Genomic DNA, 17,292 nt, shown 5'->3' on the forward strand with positions numbered 1-17,292 from the left:
AGCCGATTTAATCCGCGCAAGCCGTTCCATTGCTGCGGTGATGTGTGCATGTGCCAGCGCCGTTAATTCCAACCGCCACCCAGCACTTTGTACAACGTGATGCGGTTACTCTGCTCGGTCAGGCGCAGCGTGATCAGGTCCTGTTGTGCGCTGTAGAGCGAGCGTTGCGCATCCAGGGCTTCGAGGTAGCTTTGGGAGCCGCCCCGATACAAGGCATCCGAGAGTTCGAAGCTTTTGCGGCTGGCGTCGGTCAGCGCCTGTTGCGCGGCAATACGGCGATCCAGGGTGCTGCGCACCGCCAGTGCGTCGGCCACTTCGCGGAATGCGGTTTGCAGGGTTTGCTGATAGGTCTGCAACTGGATCTCGCGTTCGACCTTAGCCGAATCCAGGGTTGCGCGGTTACTGCCCCCGTCAAAAATCGGCACGCTGATGCTCGGGGCAAAGGTCCAGGCGCCGCTGCCGGACTTGAACAGGCCGGCCAATGCCGAGCTGGAAGAGCCGGCGTTGGCGGTCAGGCTGATGCTCGGGTAAAACGCCGCACGGGCCGCGCCAATATCGATGTTGGCGGACTTGAGCGTATGCTCGGCCGAGAGCACGTCCGGGCGTTGTTGCAACAGGCTGGAGGGCAGGCCTGCTGGAATATCCACCAGCACTGCCGCCGACTCCAGGCGCGTGCCCGGCAAGAGGGCCTCGGGCAGATCGCTGCCCACCAACAGGCGCAAAGCATTGCGGTCCTGCAGGATCTGGCTCTCATAGGACGCTACATCGCCCCGTGCCGATTCGACGGTGGTCTGGGCTTGCGCCACCGACAACGCGGAAGAGCCACCCAAGGCGTAGCTGCGCTGGGTCAGGTCGTAGGTGGCCAACTGGCTGGTCAGGGTTTCCTGGGCCAGCAGCAGCCGTTCGTTGTCGGCGGCCAAGGTCAGCCAGGCGGTGGCAACTTCCGCCACCAGGCTGATTTGCGTGCTGCGCCGGGTTTCCGTCAACGCCAAGTAGTCTTCCAGCGCCTCATCGCGCAGGTTGCGAACCCTGCCAAACACGTCCAGTTCATAGCTGCTCAGCCCCAACTGAGCGCTGTAGTCGTGTGTGGTGACTGCCGTGCCGGTGTTGGACAACGACCCCGGCGTACGGCTATGGGTGCCGCTGACGCCCGCGTCGACGGTAGGAAACAGGTCAGCGCGCTTGATGCGGTACTGCGCCTGGGCCTTTTCAACGTTGAGGCTGGCCAGGCGCAGGTCGCGGTTATTGGCCAGCGCCAATTGCTGCAACTGCGCCAGGCGGCGGTCGGTAAAAAATTGCTGCCACTTGATATCAGCCCCAACCTTTCCTTTGGGCAGGTTGGCCGCCGGCAACCATTGCTCGGAGACGGGGGCCTCAGGGCGCTCGTACTGCGGCGCCAGGTTGACGCAGCCGCCCAGGGCCATGGCGGCCAGCAGAGGCCAGTGTGACTTGATCATGCATCACCTGTCGGGGCAGATTGATTAGCGCTGCGCACGCGGCCGAAACGACCGCGGATCAGCACGAAAAACAACGGTACAAAGAAGATCCCCAGCACTGTGGCGCTGAACATACCGCCCAGTACTCCCGTACCAATGGCCTGGCGTCCGGCGGAGCCTGCACCGGTGCTCAAGGCCAGCGGCAATACGCCGAACATGAAGGCCAGGGAGGTCATCAGGATCGGCCGCAGGCGTTGGCGCACCGCGACCAGCGTCGCGTCGATCACGCTGCTGCCCTGCTCTTGCAAGTGCTTGGCAAACTCAACGATCAGGATCGCGTTTTTTGCGGCCAGGCCCACGGTGGTCAACAGCCCGACCTGGAAATACACGTCGTTGCTCAGCCCGGCGACACGGGTCGCCAGCACTGCACCGATGACCCCCAGGGGCACGACCAGGATCACCGAAAACGGCACCGACCAACTCTCGTAGAGCGCGGCCAGGCACAGGAATACAAACAACACGGAAATGCCGTAGAGCAGCGGCGCCTGGGACCCGGACAAGCGCAGCTGATAGGACTGCCCGGTCCACTCGTAGCCAATACCCTGGGGCAACTGCCGGACAATGGCCTCCACGGCGGCCATCGCATCGCCGGAGCTCACCCCTGGCGCCGGATCGCCAACGATCTCCAGGGAGGCGTTACCGTTGTAGCGTTCCAGCAGCGGCGAGCCGTAGCCCCAGGTGCTGCTGGCAAAGGACGAGAACGGCACCATTTCATTGTTACTGTTGCGCACAAACCAATGATCAAGGTCCGCAGCCTGCATGCGCGAGGATGCCTGGCCCTGTACATAGACCTTTTTCACCCGGCCCTGGTTGAGAAAGTCGTTTACATAAGTGCCGCCTAAGGCCGTCGCAAGGGTGCTGTTGATATCGCTGGTACTCAGGCTCAGGGCCCCGGCCTTGCGGTCGTCAATGCTGACCTTGAGCTGCGGTGCATCGTCCAGGCCGTTGCTGCGCACGCCCAGCAAGCGGGCGTCTTTCCTGGCCAACTCAAGGAACTGTTCGCGGGCGGCCACCAACGCATCATGGCCCAGGCCACCGAGGTCCTTGAGCTGCAGGTCGAACCCCGAGCTCTGGCCCAGGCCACGCACGGTCGGCGGCTGCATGACGAACGCATCGGCATCGCCGATGCTGGACAGTGCCAGGGTCGCCCGCTGGGCAATCGCGGCTGCCCCCTGACCAGAGCCACCGCGTTCGGACCAATCCTTGAGGCGGATAAACGCCCGTGCGGTGTTCTGGCTGTTACCGCCCATGCCCAAGCCGCTGATGCTGATCATCGCTTCGACCTCGGGCTGTTGCAGGATGTAGTCCTCGAACTGCTTGATCACCGCCTGTGTGCGGCTGTCCGTCGCGCCGACCGGCAACTGGATCTGTGCCAGCAGAATCCCTTGGTCCTCGTCCGGCAGAAACGAAGTGGCCAGGCTGACATAACCCACCGCCATGACCACCAGCACCAGCCCATACAGCAGCAGGCTGCGCCCCCAACGCCGCAACACCACGCCCACCCAGCGCTCATAACCGGCGCTGGCGCGCTCGAAGGTGCGGTTGAACCAGCCAAAGAACCCATGCTGAGCGCCATGCCCCTTGCCATTGCGCGCTTTGAGCAACGTCGCGCACAGCGCGGGTGTCAGGGTCATCGCCACCAACACTGAGAGGACCATGGCCGAGACGATGGTCACGGAGAACTGCCGATAGATGATCCCGGTGGAACCACCGAAAAACGCCATAGGGATAAATACCGCACTCAGCACCAGGGTGATCCCGACCAGTGCGCCACTGATTTCACGCATCGATTGACGCGTAGCCGCCACGGGCGACAGCCCTTCGCCCATCAGCCGCTCCACGTTTTCCACCACCACGATGGCATCGTCTACAAGCAAGCCGATCGCCAGGACCATGGCAAACATGGTCAAGGTATTGATCGAGTAGCCGAACAGCGCCAACACGCCGAACGTGCCGAGCAGTACCACCGGCACGGTAATCGCCGGGATCAGCGTTGCACGCAGGCTCTGCAGGAACAGGAACATGATCAACACCACCAGCACGATGGCCTCGCCCAGGGCCTTGACCACCTCTTCGATGGACAGGCTGACAAAGGGCGTGGTGTCGTAGGCGATCACATTTTTCAGCTGCATTTCCGTCGGGTAGAAGGGCTCCATCTCCTTGAGCTTGGCCTTGACCGCCTTGCCGACGTTCAGCGCGTTGGCGCCGGCGGCCAACTGCACGCCCATGGCCGCCGCGGGCTTGCCGTTGAGGGCGGTGCTGATGTCGTAGCTTTCACTGCCCAGTTCCAGGGTCGCGACATCGCCCAGCAGTACCACGGCACCGTCGCTGTTGGACTTGACCACGACCTTGCGAAACTCGTCCACGGTCTGCAGTTTGCTGCGGGCGCTGATCGTAGCATTCAGTTGCTGCCCCTTGATCGCGGGCAAGGCGCCGAGCTGTCCAGCCGAGACTTCGGTGTTCTGCGCTTCCAGGGCGCTGCTGATGTCCGACGGCATCAACGCATATTTTTCCAGCAAGGCGGGGTCCAGCCAGATGCGCATGGCGTAGCCCGAGCCCAACGTCTGCACATCGCCGACGCCGTCTATTCGGCTGATGGAATCGAGCAAGGTGGTGGAAATGTAATCACCTATCTGAGTGCCGGTGACGCTGGGGTCGTCCGATGCCAGGGCGACAATCATCAAGAAGTCCGAACCGCCCTTGGTCACGGTCAGGCCTTCGCTTTGTACCGACTGCGGCAGCCTCGACTCGGCTTGTTGCAGCTTGTTCTGCACCTGCATCTGGGCGACGTCCGGGTCGGTGCCGGCAGTAAAGGTCAAACTGATGCTGGCACTGCCTGCCGAACTGCTGCTGGCCGACATATAGGTCAGGTTATCCAGGCCTTTCATCTGCTGTTCGATGACCTGGGTTACCGAGTCTTCGACGGTCTTGGCCGAGGCCCCGGTGTAGGTGGCAGAAATTTTCACCGTGGGTGGTGCAATATCCGGGTACTGCTCCAACGGCAACTGGCTGATGGACAGGCTGCCACCGAGCATGATCACGATGGCAATGACCCAGGCGAAAATCGGTCGATCAATAAAAAAGTGCGCCACGCTCAACCCTCCTTCGCTGGGGTGCGGGGTGTGGCCGCCTGAGCATTGGCGTCCTGCACTTGGACCGCGGCACCGGCACGGACTTTTTGTCCGCCTTCGACAATCAACTGGTCACCTGCCTGCAGACCTGCCGTGACCCACCACTGATTCCCCACCGCCCGATCGATGGTCAGCTCACGTTGTTCGACCTTGCCGTCAACCACCAGCAACGCGGTGGTCACGCCACTGGCGCTGCGGTTCACAGCTTTTTGCGGAACCAGAATGGCTTGCTCGTTGCGAGCCTGTTCGAGCACCGCGCGGACATACATGCCCGGTAGCAGCAGGTGATCCGGGTTGGCGAACTCCGCACGCAGGGTGACCGTGCCCGTCCCCTCGTTGACACTGACACCACTGACCTTGAGCCGCCCCTGCTGGTTGTAGGCACTGCCATCGTCCAGCTTCAGGCTGACCCGTGCCTGGCCATCGCCGTTGGACTGCAATGCGCCGCTGGCCAGGTCACGCTTGAGCTTGAGCAATTCGGTGGTCGATTGAGTCACGTCCACATAGATCGGATCGAGTTGCTGCACCGTGGTCAAAGCGCTGTCCTGATTGGCCACCACCAGCGCCCCAGGGGTCACGGTCGAGGTTTCGATGCGCCCGCCGACCGGTGAGGTAATACGGGTGTAAGCCAGGTTGATCCGCGCGGTCTGAACGTCGGCCTCGGCGCCCTGCACGTCGGCGGCGGCCGTCAGCAAGGTCGCCTGGGCGTCTTCGTTATCTTGCTGGCTGATGGCATTGATCTTCACCAGTTCGGCGTCGCGCCTGGCGGTGGCCTGCGCCGATTTAAGCGTGGCGCGGTACTTGGCCAGGCTCGCCTCGGCCTGCGCCAGCGCGGCGGTGTAGGACGCTGCATCCAATTGGTACAACGCTTGCCCAACCTTGACATCCGCCCCCTCGACAAACAGTCGACGCTGGACGATACCGCCAACCTGAGGACGAATTTGCGCCACCATGAAGGCCTGGGTGCGCCCCGCCAGCTCAGTGGTCAGCACCTGGCTCTGGGGTTTTATGCTGATGACCGAGACTTTGGGGGTGACTGCCTCAGGAGGTGGCTCGCCACCGGAGCAGCCGCCCAGCATGGCCAGAACGATCAAGGACAGGAAAACTGCGGCGGTTACCAGGTATTTGGCGATTACTTTCGTGGACATAGCAGCCTCTGCGACACGGAATGGCTTGAGTCAGCGCCATCCTGCGAGGCAAATGTGCAGGAAAATTGAAGATTGCCCGGCCGGGTTGAATCTATCCCTCACTAGGGCCTAAATGGTCCCACCTATTTTTAACGGCCCATCTGCATGAAGTTGAGTATCTCCACCAAACTGTTTATTGCGGTACTGGCCGGTGTGTTGTTGGTCATCCTGAGCATGGGCCTGGCGACGAGCTGGAGTTTTGGACGCGGCTTTCTCGGGTACCTCAATGAGCAGGCACTGGAGCGCATGGCGCCCGTGCTGCCACGTCTGGCCAGTGCTTACGCGCGTGAGGGCAATTGGGAGTTCCTGCGTAACCAGCCGGATCGCTGGTTTGAGATCATGCGGCCCGAACTCGGCGCAGACCCGGCGAAGAACGACTTGCGCTCGCCCATGGCTTCGGACCTGACGGGCGCCCTGTTTCGGATCGCCCTGCTGGATAAATATAAAAAGCGCGTGAACGGCTACCCGGACATCGGCACGGACGCCCTGCTACGCCCGATTGTGGTGGCCGATGAAACCGTGGGCTGGCTGGCCGTGACACCGTTCCAGAGCGTGACCGAAGCCGGCGGCGAACGATTCCAGCAATACCAGTTACGCACCAGCCTGGTCATGGGCGCCTTCTCACTGCTGCTGGCGATGCTGATTGCCTGGTGGATCGCCCGCACGCTGCTGGAGCCGGTCAAGCGGGTGGCTGCGGCAACACATCGCCTGGCCAGCGGCGACTTCAGCAGCCGGGTGGCAGTGAGTTCCAATGACGAAGTCGGCCAATTGGCCCGTGACTTCAACCAACTCGCCTACACCCTGGAACGCAATGAGCAGATGCGCCGCGAATTCATGGCCGATGTGTCCCACGAACTGCGTACCCCGCTGTCGGTCTTGCGCGGCGAGCTGGAGGCTATCGAGGATGGCGTACGCACCCTCGACCCAGGCTCGATGCAGTCCTTGCAGGGCGAAGTGAGCATGCTCAGCAAGCTGGTGGATGACCTGTATGAACTGTCCCTGGCGGATGTTGGGGCGCTGACCTACCGCAAGAGCGCCTGCGCACTGGAGCCACTGCTGCGCGCCAGTGTGTCGATGTTCCAGGAGCGCTTGAACGCGCGCCACCTGCGCCTCGAACTGGATTTGCCAGCACCGCCCGTGGAACTGTTGGCCGATGCCGGTCGCTTGCAGCAACTGTTCTCCAATCTGTTGGAAAATGCGGTGCGCTACACCGACCCGAATGGGCTAATACGTATCCGCGTCGCCCTGGATCGCGCTGACGTATGCATCGACATCCTCGACTCCGGCCCTGGTGTGTCGGCCGAGCAATTGCCGCGCCTGTTCGAGCGCTTCTATCGCGGCGAATCCTCGCGCAACCGTGCCAGTGGCGGGGCCGGCCTGGGGCTCGCGATCTGCCACAGCATCGCCCTCGCCCACGGCGGCAGCCTCAGCGCCGCTCACTCCCCCCTCGGTGGCCTTTGGCTGAGCCTGCGCCTCCCACGGAATACCTGACCCATGAGCGAAGAACGCCCGATCCTGATCGTTGAAGACGAACCGAAACTGGCCGCATTGCTGCAGGATTACTTGGCCGCAGCGGGCTACCCGACCCTGTGCCTGGACAATGGCCTTCAGGTGGTACCGACCGTGCGCGCCCGCCCCCCTCGCCTGATTTTGCTCGACCTGATGCTGCCAGGGCGCGACGGCATGCAAGTGTGCCAGGACCTGCGCGGTTTCAGTGCCGTGCCGATCATCATGATCACCGCCCGCGTCGAAGAAGTGGACCGCCTGCTGGGCCTGGACCTGGGCGCCGACGACTACATCTGCAAGCCCTTCAGCCCCCGGGAGGTAGTTGCCAGGGTCAAGGCCATCCTGCGCCGTGGCCACCAATTGCTGAGCAACACCCCACCGCGACTGCTGATCGACGAAGCCCAGTACCGCGCATCACTCGACGGCGTCGCTTTGGACCTCACGCCTCTGGAGTTACGCCTGCTGAGCACTTTTGCACGCTCCGCCGGCCGGGTATTTTCCCGCGACCAACTGCTCGACAAGCTCTACTCCGACCACCGCGTGGTCACCGACCGTACGGTAGACAGTCATATCCGCAACCTACGGCGCAAGCTGGAGCAGGCGTGCCCAGGGGAAACACCCATCGAGTCATTGTACGGCGTGGGCTATCGGTTTCAGTTGTCCAACGCCTGAGGGCTTGAAGGGACAAGGCTGATTCGAAGAGAAAGCCCAACCGACTGCCCCGCTGGCCGACGACAAAAAGACATGAATCGGTTGGAAATTTTCAGAGCAATTGCCAGAGCTGAAGGTGGCAACCCGACTGAGCAGAACACAGCCCTTGAGCCGAATACCAGCGACATCACCAGGCAGTTTCGCGCGGGCACAAAAAAGCCGATCTATCTGATCGGCTTAAGTGTCTGATTTTACTCAGGAATAATGGTCGGGACGGAGTGATTCGAACACTCGACCCCTAGCACCCCATGCTAGTGCGCTACCGGACTGCGCTACGCCCCGACTAGGCGTGTTACTGGGTACGCTTCTTGACGAAGCGATCCGGAATATACCGCAAGCTTTTGAAATGTGGAAGTATTTTAAAAGCCGGAATTACTTTTTCAGAACCACCAGCACATCTTCGAGTTCGGCGATCATCTGGCGGATCATTTGTTTGTATTGGGTGGTGTCGTCTTTGGCTTCATCACCGGACATGCGTTGGCGCGCGCCGCTGATGGTGAACCCCTGATCGTACAGCAACGCACGGATCTGTCGGATCATCAGCACATCCTGGCGCTGATAATACCGACGGTTCCCGGTGCGTTTGACGGGGTTGAGTTGAGGAAACTCCTGCTCCCAATAGCGCAGTACGTGCGGTTTTACCGCACAGAGCTCGCTGACTTCACCAATGGTGAAGTAGCGTTTGCCTGGGATGACGGGTAGCTCGTCGTTATGACTTGGTTCCAGCATAAGCCTCAACTCGGGCCTTCAACTTCTGCCCTGGACGAAAGGTGACCACACGGCGAGCCGTGATCGGGATTTCTTCTCCCGTTTTTGGATTGCGGCCAGGCCGCTGGCGTTTGTCCCGCAGGTCAAAATTGCCGAAACCGGACAATTTGACCTGTTCGTTGTCTTCCAGAGCGTGTCTGATCTCTTCAAAAAACAGCTCGACCAATTCCTTGGCCTCGCGCTTGTTCAGACCCAACTCTTCGTACAGACGTTCCGCCATCTCAGCTTTCGTCAAAGCCCCCATACGTCACTTCCTTAACGTGGCGTTCAACCTTTGTTCGAGCGAGGTGAGGATATTTTGTGTCGTGGTATTCACCTCATCGTCATTAAGAGTGCGCGATGGATGCTGCCAGGTCAAGCCAACTGCAAGGCTTTTTCTATGCGGATCAATACCTTTACCCTGATAGACGTCAAATAGCCTGAGGTCTGTCAGCCATTCCCCTGCATTTTCACGGATTACCTCCAGAACGGCAGTGGCGGCCACTTCACGGTCGGCGATCAGGGCCAGGTCACGGCGCACTTCAGGGAAGCGCGACAACTCGCTGAATTTAGGCATCTTGCCAGAGGCCACTTCAGCCAGAACCAGCTCAAACACGAAGACCGGACGGTCGAGACCGAGGGTTTTCGACAGCTCAGGGTGAATGGCACCGACGAAGCCTACCAGGCGACCTTCGCGCTCGATGCGCGCAGTCTGGCCAGGGTGCAATGCAGGATGGCTGCCCGGTACGAAGGTGAAGGCATCCAGAGCACCCGCAAAACCCAACACCGCTTCCACGTCAGCCTTGACGTCGAAGAAGTCCACAGCGTCGCGACCCTGTGCCCAACCTTCCGGCAGACGGCTGCCGCAAACCACGCCAGCCAGCATCGGCTCTTGCTTCAGGCCGTCCAACTGACCGACGAAGCGCAGGCCGCTTTCGAACATGCGCACACGGTCTTGCTGACGGTTCAGGTTGTGGGAAAGCGCTTTCACCAAACCTGGCCACAGGGACGAACGCATGGCCGCCATGTCGTTGGAGATCGGGTTGGCCAACAGCAGCGGCTCGACGCCTGGGTTGAACAGCTCGAACTGCTTGGGATCGATGAAGCTGTAGGTCACCGCTTCCTGGTAGCCACGGGCAACCAGCAGACGACGCAACTCGGGCAAGTGCGCACGCGCCTCGGCCTTGGGTTGTGGCGCCAGGCGCGCTTGCGGGTAACGAACCGGCAGACGGTTGTAGCCGTAGAGGCGAGCCAATTCTTCGATCAGGTCAACTTCCAGACTGATATCGAAGCGATGGCTTGGCACTTCAACGGTCCACTGCCCTTCCCCGCCTGCGGAAATACCCAGGCCGAGGGCGGACAACAGTTGTTCGATTTCAGCCGGCTCGATCACCAGGCCAAGCATCTGCTCGACACTTTTGGCACGCAGGGTGATCGGCGCAACAGACGGCAGGTACTGCTCGTTCACAGTTTCGGTGATCGGGCCGGCTTCGCCACCGGTGATTTCCAGCAGCAGGCCAGTGGCGCGCTCCATGGCTTCACGCGCCAGCTTCCAGTCCACACCGCGCTCATAGCGGTGCGATGCATCGGTGTGCAGGCCGTAGGAGCGGGCCTTGCCGGCGATGGCGATCTGGTCGAAGAACGCACTCTCAAGGAATATATCGCGAGTGGTCGCGGACACGCCGCTGTGCTCGCCCCCCATCACGCCGGCAATCGCCAGGGCGCGGGAGTGGTCTGCAATCACCAGGGTATCGGCACGCAGGCTGACTTCCTGGCCATCGAGCAGCACCAGCTTCTCGCCTTCTTCGGCCAGGCGCACGCGGATGCCGCCGTTGATTTCGGCAAGATCAAAAGCGTGCAGCGGCTGGCCCAGCTCCAGCATCACGTAGTTGGTGATATCGACGGCAGCGTCGATGCTGCGCACGTCGGCGCGACGCAAGCGCTCAACCATCCACAGAGGGGTTGGCTTGGACAGGTCGACGTTGCGGATCACGCGACCCAGGTAGCGCGGGCAAGCGTTGGGCGCCAGCACTTCGATCGAGCGTACTTCGTCGTGCACCGCAGGCACGGCGGCGACGACTGGGCGGGTGACCGGGGCGTTATACAGCGCTCCGACTTCACGGGCCAAGCCAGCCAGGGACAGGCAGTCACCGCGGTTCGGGGTCAGGTCGACCTCAATGCTGGCGTCTTCCAGCTCCAGGTAAACACGGATGTCCTGGCCCACTGGCGCATCGGCCGGCAGTTCCATCAGGCCATCGTTGCCCTCGCCTACCTGCAGCTCTGCCTGGGAGCACAGCATGCCGTTGGACTCGACGCCGCGCAGCTTGGCCTTCTTGATCTTGAAGTCGCCCGGCAGCTCGGCACCGATCATGGCGAACGGGATCTTCAGGCCCGGGCGCACATTGGGCGCTCCGCACACGACCTGGAAGGTTTCCGCGCCATTGCTGACCTGGCATACACGCAGCTTGTCGGCGTCAGGGTGCTGCTCGGTGCTCAGCACCTCACCCACCACCACGCCACTGAAGACACCGGCGGCCGGGGTAACGCTATCGACCTCAAGACCGGCCATCGACAGACGAGCAACCAGCTCGTCACGATCTACCTGCGGGCTTACCCAGCCACGCAGCCATTGTTCACTGAATTTCATCCTGCTCTCCTAAAGATTCGTTACGACTAGCGAAATTGCGCGAGGAACCGCAAGTCGTTGTCGAAGAACAGACGCAAGTCGTTCACGCCGTAACGCAGCATGGCCAGACGCTCAACGCCCATGCCGAAGGCAAAGCCCGAGAACTCTTCCGGATCGATGCCGGACATGCGCAGCACGTTAGGGTGAACCATGCCGCAGCCCATCACTTCCAGCCAGCCGGTCTGCTTGCAGACGCGGCAGCCTTTACCGCTGCACATCACACATTCCATGTCGACTTCAGCGGATGGCTCGGTGAACGGGAAGAACGATGGACGGAACCGCACCGCCAGCTCCTTCTCGAAGAACACCCGCAGGAATTCTTCAATGGTGCCTTTGAGGTCGGCGAAGTTGATGTCGCGATCAACCAGCAGGCCTTCGACCTGGTGGAACATCGGCGAGTGGGTGATATCGGAGTCGCTGCGGTACACACGGCCTGGGCAGACAATGCGGATCGGCGGCTTGTTCGCTTCCATGGTGCGGACCTGTACCGGCGAGGTATGGGTGCGCAACAGCATGTTCGCGTTGAAATAGAAGGTGTCGTGCATCGACCGGGCCGGGTGGTGGCCTGGGATGTTGAGCGCCTCGAAGTTGTGATAATCGTCTTCGACCTCAGGGCCTTCGGCAATGCCGTAGCCGATGTGGGTGAAGAACTGCTCGATACGTTCCAGAGTCCGGGTGATCGGATGCAGACCGCCCGAGGCCTGGCCGCGACCAGGCAGGGTTACATCAATGGACTCGGCGGCGAGTTTGGCCGCGAGATCGGCCTCCTCCATGGTCGCCTTGCGCGCATTGAGCACCTCTGTGACACGCTCCTTGGCGACGTTGATCAGCGCACCGACTTGCGGACGCTCTTCAGCCGGCAAATTCCCCAGGGTCTTCATCACCTGAGTCAATTCACCTTTTTTGCCAAGGTAGTGAACCCGGATTTGCTCCAGGGCATTTACATCTTCAGCGCTTTGCACAGCCTCAAGGGCTTGGGCGACGAGCGCGTCCAGGTTTTCCATGTACAGACTCCAGATACAAAATAGGGGAAGAGCTTGAAGGCTCTTCCCCTATTTATGACGTTTAACACCTTGGGCTACAGCGTAACCCAAGGTGACTGTCGGGGGTACTTAAGCCAAGGTGGCTTTAGCTTTCTCGACAATCGCAGCAAACGCCGCTTTTTCGTTCACTGCCAGATCAGCCAGAACCTTACGGTCGATCTCGATGGACGCTTTTTTCAGGCCAGCGATGAAACGGCTGTAGGACAGACCGTTAACACGTGCACCAGCGTTGATACGAGCGATCCACAGAGCGCGGAACTGACGTTTTTTCTGACGACGGTCACGGTAGGCGTATTGGCCTGCCTTGATTACCGCTTGCTTGGCAACACGGAATACGCGTGAACGCGCGCCGTAGTAGCCTTTAGCAAGTTTCAGAATTTTTTTGTGACGTTTACGGGCAATGACGCCACGCTTTACACGAGCCATGAGTTACTTCCTCTATTCTTGATCCAAAAATTAACGAAGGCGCAGCATGCGCTCGACTTTTGCCACGTCAGACGGATGCAGCAAGCTGCTACCGCGCAGTTGACGCTTACGCTTGGTCGACATTTTGGTCAGGATGTGGCTCTTGAAAGCGTGCTTGTGCTTGATACCGTTAGCAGTTTTCAGAAACCGCTTAGCAGCACCACTTTTAGTCTTCATCTTTGGCATGTTCGGATACTCCGCATTCAGTTGATAAACATAATCAGAAGGCCTGCCGTGCCCTGTTGATTACTTCTTCTTTTTCGGGGCGATGACCATAATCAGCTGGCGTCCTTCCATCTTAGGATGCTGCTCGACGGAACCGTACTCCAGCAGGTCAGCTTCAACCCGCTTGAGGAGTTCCATCCCCAGCTCCTGGTGGGCCATCTCACGGCCGCGGAATCGCAAGGATACCTTGGCCCTGTCCCCATCACTCAGGAAACGTACCAGGTTGCGCAGTTTTACCTGGTAATCCCCTTCCTCCGTCCCTGGACGAAACTTGATTTCTTTTACTTGAATCTGCTTCTGGTTCTTCTTCGCCGCAGCAATCTGCTTCTTCTTTTCGAAGATCGACTTGCCGTAGTCCATCACCCGGCAAACAGGCGGGACTGCGTCGGCGGAGATTTCCACCAGGTCCAATTTGGACTCTTCAGCGATACGAAGCGCTTCATCAATCGAGACGATGCCAATCTGCTCGCCGTCAGCGCCAATTAACCGAACCTCGCGTGCCGAGATATTCTCGTTGATCGGGGCTTTCGGTGCAGCTCGTTTATCTTGTCTCATTTCACGCTTAATAATAATTACTCCGAATCTGGGCGACCACGCCGGGAAACCGCTTGCGCGAGGAACTCAGCGAACTGGGCGACGGGCATCGAGCCCAGGTCAGCACCTTCACGAGTACGCACAGCGACAGTCTGCATCTCGACTTCCCGATCTCCGATAACCAAAAGATAGGGAACCTTGAGCAAAGTATGCTCGCGGATTTTAAAGCCGATCTTTTCATTTCTCAAGTCGGACTTGGCACGAAATCCGCTTTCGTTGAGTGTTTTTTCAACTTCAGCGGCAAAATCTGCCTGTTTATCAGTGATATTCATGATCACTGCCTGGGTCGGAGCCAGCCACGCAGGGAATGCACCCTCGTAGTGCTCGATCAGGATCCCGACGAACCGTTCGAACGAGCCGAGGATCGCCCGGTGCAGCATGACCGGGTGTTTACGGCTGTTGTCTTCGGACACGTATTCGGCGCCCAGACGGATCGGCAGGTTAAAATCGAGCTGCAGGGTACCACACTGCCAGACGCGGCCAAGGCAATCTTTCAGTGAGAACTCGATCTTCGGACCGTAGAAAGCGCCCTCGCCCGGCTGCAGATCGTACGCAAGGCCCGCGCTGTCGAGCGCAGCGGCCAGTGCAGCTTCGGCGCGATCCCACAGCTCATCGGAACCGACGCGTTTTTCCGGACGAGTGGACAGCTTCATCTCGACGTCGGTAAAGCCGAAATCGCGATAAACGTCCATGGTCAGCTTGATGAACGCGGCGGATTCAGCCTGCATCTGCTCTTCGGTGCAGAAGATGTGGGCGTCGTCCTGGGTAAAGCCACGCACGCGCATGATGCCGTGTAGCGCACCCGATGGCTCGTTACGGTGGCAGGCACCGAACTCGGCCAGGCGCATCGGCAACTCGCGGTAGCTTTTCAGGCCCTGGTTGAACACCTGCACGTGGCAAGGGCAGTTCATCGGCTTGATGGCGTAGTCGCGGTTTTCCGACTGCGTGGTGAACATGTTGTCGGCGTAGTTGGCCCAGTGCCCGGACTTTTCCCAGAGGCTACGGTCAACGACCTGGGGAGTCTTGATCTCCAGGTAACCGTTCTCGCGCTGTACTTTGCGCATGTACTGCTCAAGCACCTGGTACAGGGTCCAGCCGTTCGGATGCCAGAACACCATGCCCGGCGCTTCTTCCTGGAGGTGGAACAGGTTCAGGCGCTTGCCGATCTTGCGGTGGTCGCGCTTCTCGGCTTCTTCGATGCGCTGGATATAGGCCGCCAGCTGCTTCTTGTCAGCCCAGGCAGTGCCGTAGATCCGTTGCAGTTGCTCGTTCTTCGCGTCGCCACGCCAGTAGGCGCCGGACAGCTTGGTCAGCTTGAACGACTTGAGGAAGCGCGTGTTCGGCACGTGCGGGCCACGGCACATGTCGACGTATTCTTCGTGGTAGTACAGGCCCATGGCCTGCTCGTCCGGCATGTCTTCCACCAGGCGCAGCTTGTAGTCTTCGCCACGGGCGGTGAACACGTCGATCACTTCGGCGCGCGGCGTGACTTTCTTGATCACGTCGTAATCTTTCTCGATCAGCGCATGCATGCGCTGCTCGATGGCTGCCAGGTCGTCCGGGGTGAAAGGACGCTCGTAGGCGATGTCGTAATAGAAGCCTTCTTCAATGACCGGACCGATCACCATCTTCGCCGTTGGGTACAGCTGCTTGACCGCATGGCCAATCAGGTGCGCGCAAGAGTGGCGAATGATCTCCAGCCCCTCTTGATCCTTGGGCGTGATGATTTGCAGGCTGGCGTCGCGAGTGATCAGGTCGCTGGCGTCGACGAGCTTGCCGTCAACCTTGCCAGCCACGGTGGCCTTGGCCAGGCCAGCACCAATGGATGCGGCGACCTCGGCTACGGAAACCGAATGATCGAATGAACGTTGACTGCCGTCGGGAAGAGTAATAGTTGGCATGGCGCCTCCTCTCCTAGTGGTGACCCCTACCAAAGGTCACGTGGGTTGGGATGAGCCAGTACAAGATCCAACACCAGGCCGCTCAGTAATGAACGCCTGCCTTACAGCGGCAGGAGCCTTTCGGCCAACCGATAATCGAACCAGAGTGACTGGAGTGAGCTAAAAAGAATATGGCAAGGCGGCAATTGGCGCGCCTGGAAATAGCCAAGCGCAAGATCCTAGCACAGATGAACGGTCATCGCGGCGCTGCTATCTTGCGTAACGACAAAATCCGGCCTTTGCCTTTATAGCTGCAAAAGTGAACTTGAGCTGTACGCACTACCTCAAACCCACTGAGAATCGCCGTTCGTCCTCGACCCAAAGGAGCATCCTCATGATGCGTTTTACCTCTACTCTCGCTCTCGCCGCTTCCCTGACTGTTCTTTCCCTGGGCGCGCAGGCAGCAGCCCCGTCCAACTGGCCAGCCGGTGCTCGCGATAGCTTCGTCAGCGATTGCAGCGCAGCTGCCAGCCAGAACGTAGACGTCAAAACTGCCAAAGCCCACTGCGAATGTGGCGCCGACAAGATCAACGCCGAATTGAGCACTGCCGAAATCAAGGAACTGATGACCAATCAGAACGCCAGCCCGGAGCTTAAAAACAAAGCGGTCGCGGCTATTTCGTCCTGCAAAGTGGTGAAGAAAAAGTAAGATTTGCGGCTGATCACACAGCTGTTTTGCCGAAAAAATGGCCCGAAAACTGCCATTTCGCACAAATTACACAGCTTTTACGGCTTTTTTTACTAGCTGATATTTCGAGCCAAAGCCCCGTAATTCGGGGCTTTCAGCCGACCAAAGCACTTAATGCGACGCTATTGATTAGCAAACAATGCCTTGGGGGGCTCCCAAGTCGAACATTTCGACTATGATAGCCCGGTGTGCCCAGTTGGCCTGAGCAGCACAGCACTACTGAAAATATATGTTTCTTGGAGATACACCATGTCTAATCGCCAAACCGGCACCGTTAAATGGTTCAACGATGAAAAAGGCTTCGGCTTCATCACTCCTCAAGGTGGCGGTGACGACCTGTTCGTACACTTCAAAGCTATCGAAAGCGACGGTTTCAAAAGCCTGAAAGAAGGCCAAACCGTTTCCTTCGTGGCTGAGAAAGGCCAAAAGGGTATGCAAGCTGCACAGGTTCGCGGCGAGTAATTCTCCGCTGAGCTAAAAAAACCCCGTCCATGTGACGGGGTTTTTTATGGGCGCTGCTAAAGCCTGGAGCGGTTTACCCGCAATTGACCCGCGTGATCACCAGGTTATCGTCGGTGTTCAGATTCAAGCGGTCGGAGCGGTACTCCAGCGTGATCATATCGTTAGGCTTGAGGATGCGTGCGTTCTGGGCACCGGCACGGGTACGGGCCTGCTCCAGCAACTGGGGCGAGGCTTTCTGGCCGATGGTGAATTCGGCGGCCTTCGACTCACAGCGGCTATGACCGGCATCGGCCACGGCGTCTTTGGCTGGCTCAGAGGCGCCCTGGGTGCTGCAACCCGCCAACGCGAGCGCTGCCAACAAAGTACCGAATGATGCGAGCTTCCAAGGCATGAAGCCTCCTATGATAAAAA

General features: G+C 59.6%; 17 protein-coding genes and 1 tRNA gene. 5 read left to right on the forward strand and 13 right to left on the reverse strand.

Translation table 11 applies throughout. From position 1 onward, the window contains the following. Positions 1-62: 62 nt before the first annotated feature. Genes AB4N92_RS02310 through AB4N92_RS02320 form a run of 3 tightly spaced genes read right to left on the reverse strand, consistent with a single transcriptional unit; the run spans position 63 to position 5,775 of the window. Entirely contained in the window at positions 63-1,457 is a 1,395-nt protein-coding gene (locus tag AB4N92_RS02310) for an efflux transporter outer membrane subunit (protein WP_010209133.1), read from the reverse strand. Beyond that, complete coding sequence (locus AB4N92_RS02315) at positions 1,454-4,588, reverse strand: efflux RND transporter permease subunit (RefSeq protein ID WP_198581055.1); 3,135 nt, start codon at positions 4,586-4,588, stop codon at positions 1,454-1,456. Before AB4N92_RS02315 ends, AB4N92_RS02310 begins: the two co-directional genes overlap by 4 nt. Before the next feature lie 2 nt (positions 4,589-4,590). Next, on the reverse strand, positions 4,591-5,775 hold the full coding sequence (locus AB4N92_RS02320) for an efflux RND transporter periplasmic adaptor subunit (RefSeq protein WP_021491113.1): 1,185 nt from the start codon (positions 5,773-5,775) through the stop codon (positions 4,591-4,593). Between the two features lie 144 nt (positions 5,776-5,919). On the opposite strand from AB4N92_RS02320, the gene baeS reads away from it, so the two are divergent. From baeS to AB4N92_RS02335, 3 genes are all read left to right on the forward strand, one after another. Further along, on the forward strand, positions 5,920-7,305 hold the full coding sequence (gene baeS / locus AB4N92_RS02325; RefSeq protein ID WP_045791837.1) for a sensor histidine kinase efflux regulator BaeS: 1,386 nt from the start codon (positions 5,920-5,922) through the stop codon (positions 7,303-7,305). 3 nt (positions 7,306-7,308) lie between these two features. Continuing rightward, positions 7,309-7,992 (forward strand): response regulator, encoded by a 684-nt coding sequence (locus AB4N92_RS02330; protein ID WP_460129152.1) that lies wholly within the window; start codon positions 7,309-7,311, stop codon positions 7,990-7,992. Positions 7,993-8,064: 72 nt separating this feature from the next. After that, on the forward strand, positions 8,065-8,220 hold the full coding sequence (locus AB4N92_RS02335) for a hypothetical protein (RefSeq protein ID WP_156046228.1): 156 nt from the start codon (positions 8,065-8,067) through the stop codon (positions 8,218-8,220). 16 nt (positions 8,221-8,236) lie between these two features. Here AB4N92_RS02335 and AB4N92_RS02340 read toward each other — a convergent pair. From AB4N92_RS02340 to thrS, 9 genes are all read right to left on the reverse strand, one after another. Next, positions 8,237-8,313 (reverse strand) — tRNA-Pro (locus AB4N92_RS02340). A gap of 90 nt (positions 8,314-8,403) precedes the next feature. Further along, entirely contained in the window at positions 8,404-8,760 is a 357-nt protein-coding gene (locus AB4N92_RS02345) for a MerR family transcriptional regulator (protein WP_010209127.1), read from the reverse strand. Then, positions 8,741-9,043 (reverse strand): integration host factor subunit alpha, encoded by a 303-nt coding sequence (ihfA, locus tag AB4N92_RS02350; protein WP_002553164.1) that lies wholly within the window; start codon positions 9,041-9,043, stop codon positions 8,741-8,743. Before ihfA ends, AB4N92_RS02345 begins: the two co-directional genes overlap by 20 nt. Before the next feature lie 3 nt (positions 9,044-9,046). After that, positions 9,047-11,425, reverse strand: a complete 2,379-nt coding sequence (gene pheT / locus AB4N92_RS02355; protein WP_010209125.1) for a phenylalanine--tRNA ligase subunit beta — start codon at positions 11,423-11,425, stop codon at positions 9,047-9,049. Between the two features lie 26 nt (positions 11,426-11,451). Continuing rightward, on the reverse strand, positions 11,452-12,468 hold the full coding sequence (gene pheS / locus AB4N92_RS02360; RefSeq protein WP_010209123.1) for a phenylalanine--tRNA ligase subunit alpha: 1,017 nt from the start codon (positions 12,466-12,468) through the stop codon (positions 11,452-11,454). A gap of 108 nt (positions 12,469-12,576) precedes the next feature. Further along, complete coding sequence (rplT, locus tag AB4N92_RS02365; RefSeq protein WP_002553161.1) at positions 12,577-12,933, reverse strand: 50S ribosomal protein L20; 357 nt, start codon at positions 12,931-12,933, stop codon at positions 12,577-12,579. 30 nt (positions 12,934-12,963) lie between these two features. Next, positions 12,964-13,158 (reverse strand): 50S ribosomal protein L35, encoded by a 195-nt coding sequence (gene rpmI / locus AB4N92_RS02370; RefSeq protein WP_002553160.1) that lies wholly within the window; start codon positions 13,156-13,158, stop codon positions 12,964-12,966. Positions 13,159-13,218: 60 nt separating this feature from the next. After that, on the reverse strand, positions 13,219-13,770 hold the full coding sequence (gene infC, locus AB4N92_RS02375) for a translation initiation factor IF-3 (protein WP_169850653.1): 552 nt from the start codon (positions 13,768-13,770) through the stop codon (positions 13,219-13,221). Then, positions 13,770-15,692: a threonine--tRNA ligase gene (gene thrS / locus AB4N92_RS02380; RefSeq protein ID WP_010209120.1), complete on the reverse strand. Its 1,923-nt coding sequence runs from the start codon at positions 15,690-15,692 to the stop codon at positions 13,770-13,772. The genes infC and thrS overlap by 1 nt, the downstream gene beginning before the upstream one ends. 373 nt (positions 15,693-16,065) lie before the next feature. Here thrS and AB4N92_RS02385 point away from each other — a divergent pair, with 373 nt between their 5' ends. Both AB4N92_RS02385 and AB4N92_RS02390 read left to right on the forward strand, forming a co-directional pair. Next, on the forward strand, positions 16,066-16,380 hold the full coding sequence (locus tag AB4N92_RS02385) for a hypothetical protein (protein WP_021491187.1): 315 nt from the start codon (positions 16,066-16,068) through the stop codon (positions 16,378-16,380). 288 nt (positions 16,381-16,668) lie between these two features. After that, entirely contained in the window at positions 16,669-16,881 is a 213-nt protein-coding gene (locus AB4N92_RS02390; protein ID WP_003234260.1) for a cold-shock protein, read from the forward strand. A gap of 73 nt (positions 16,882-16,954) precedes the next feature. On the opposite strand, the gene AB4N92_RS02395 is transcribed toward AB4N92_RS02390, so the two are convergent. Next, complete coding sequence (locus AB4N92_RS02395; protein ID WP_010209117.1) at positions 16,955-17,272, reverse strand: I78 family peptidase inhibitor; 318 nt, start codon at positions 17,270-17,272, stop codon at positions 16,955-16,957. Positions 17,273-17,292 lie beyond the last annotated feature (20 nt).

It is taken from the genome of Pseudomonas sp. S3_A09 (assembly GCF_054668065.1).

What these genes read in the sequence shown, in the direction of transcription:
- AB4N92_RS02310 (WP_010209133.1), bottom strand. Translation starts at nt 1,457, where the DNA reads ATGATCAAGTCACACTGGCCTCTGCTGGCCGCCATGGCCCTGGGCGGC.
- AB4N92_RS02320 (WP_021491113.1), bottom strand. Translation starts at nt 5,775, where the DNA reads ATGTCCACGAAAGTAATCGCCAAATACCTGGTAACCGCCGCAGTTTTC.
- baeS (WP_045791837.1), top strand. Translation starts at nt 5,920, where the DNA reads ATGAAGTTGAGTATCTCCACCAAACTGTTTATTGCGGTACTGGCCGGT.
- AB4N92_RS02330 (WP_460129152.1), top strand. Translation starts at nt 7,309, where the DNA reads ATGAGCGAAGAACGCCCGATCCTGATCGTTGAAGACGAACCGAAACTG.
- AB4N92_RS02335 (WP_156046228.1), top strand. Translation starts at nt 8,065, where the DNA reads ATGAATCGGTTGGAAATTTTCAGAGCAATTGCCAGAGCTGAAGGTGGC.
- AB4N92_RS02345 (WP_010209127.1), bottom strand. Translation starts at nt 8,760, where the DNA reads ATGCTGGAACCAAGTCATAACGACGAGCTACCCGTCATCCCAGGCAAA.
- ihfA (WP_002553164.1), bottom strand. Translation starts at nt 9,043, where the DNA reads ATGGGGGCTTTGACGAAAGCTGAGATGGCGGAACGTCTGTACGAAGAG.
- pheT (WP_010209125.1), bottom strand. Translation starts at nt 11,425, where the DNA reads ATGAAATTCAGTGAACAATGGCTGCGTGGCTGGGTAAGCCCGCAGGTA.
- pheS (WP_010209123.1), bottom strand. Translation starts at nt 12,468, where the DNA reads ATGGAAAACCTGGACGCGCTCGTCGCCCAAGCCCTTGAGGCTGTGCAA.
- rplT (WP_002553161.1), bottom strand. Translation starts at nt 12,933, where the DNA reads ATGGCTCGTGTAAAGCGTGGCGTCATTGCCCGTAAACGTCACAAAAAA.
- rpmI (WP_002553160.1), bottom strand. Translation starts at nt 13,158, where the DNA reads ATGCCAAAGATGAAGACTAAAAGTGGTGCTGCTAAGCGGTTTCTGAAA.
- thrS (WP_010209120.1), bottom strand. Translation starts at nt 15,692, where the DNA reads ATGCCAACTATTACTCTTCCCGACGGCAGTCAACGTTCATTCGATCAT.
- AB4N92_RS02385 (WP_021491187.1), top strand. Translation starts at nt 16,066, where the DNA reads ATGATGCGTTTTACCTCTACTCTCGCTCTCGCCGCTTCCCTGACTGTT.
- AB4N92_RS02390 (WP_003234260.1), top strand. Translation starts at nt 16,669, where the DNA reads ATGTCTAATCGCCAAACCGGCACCGTTAAATGGTTCAACGATGAAAAA.
- AB4N92_RS02395 (WP_010209117.1), bottom strand. Translation starts at nt 17,272, where the DNA reads ATGCCTTGGAAGCTCGCATCATTCGGTACTTTGTTGGCAGCGCTCGCG.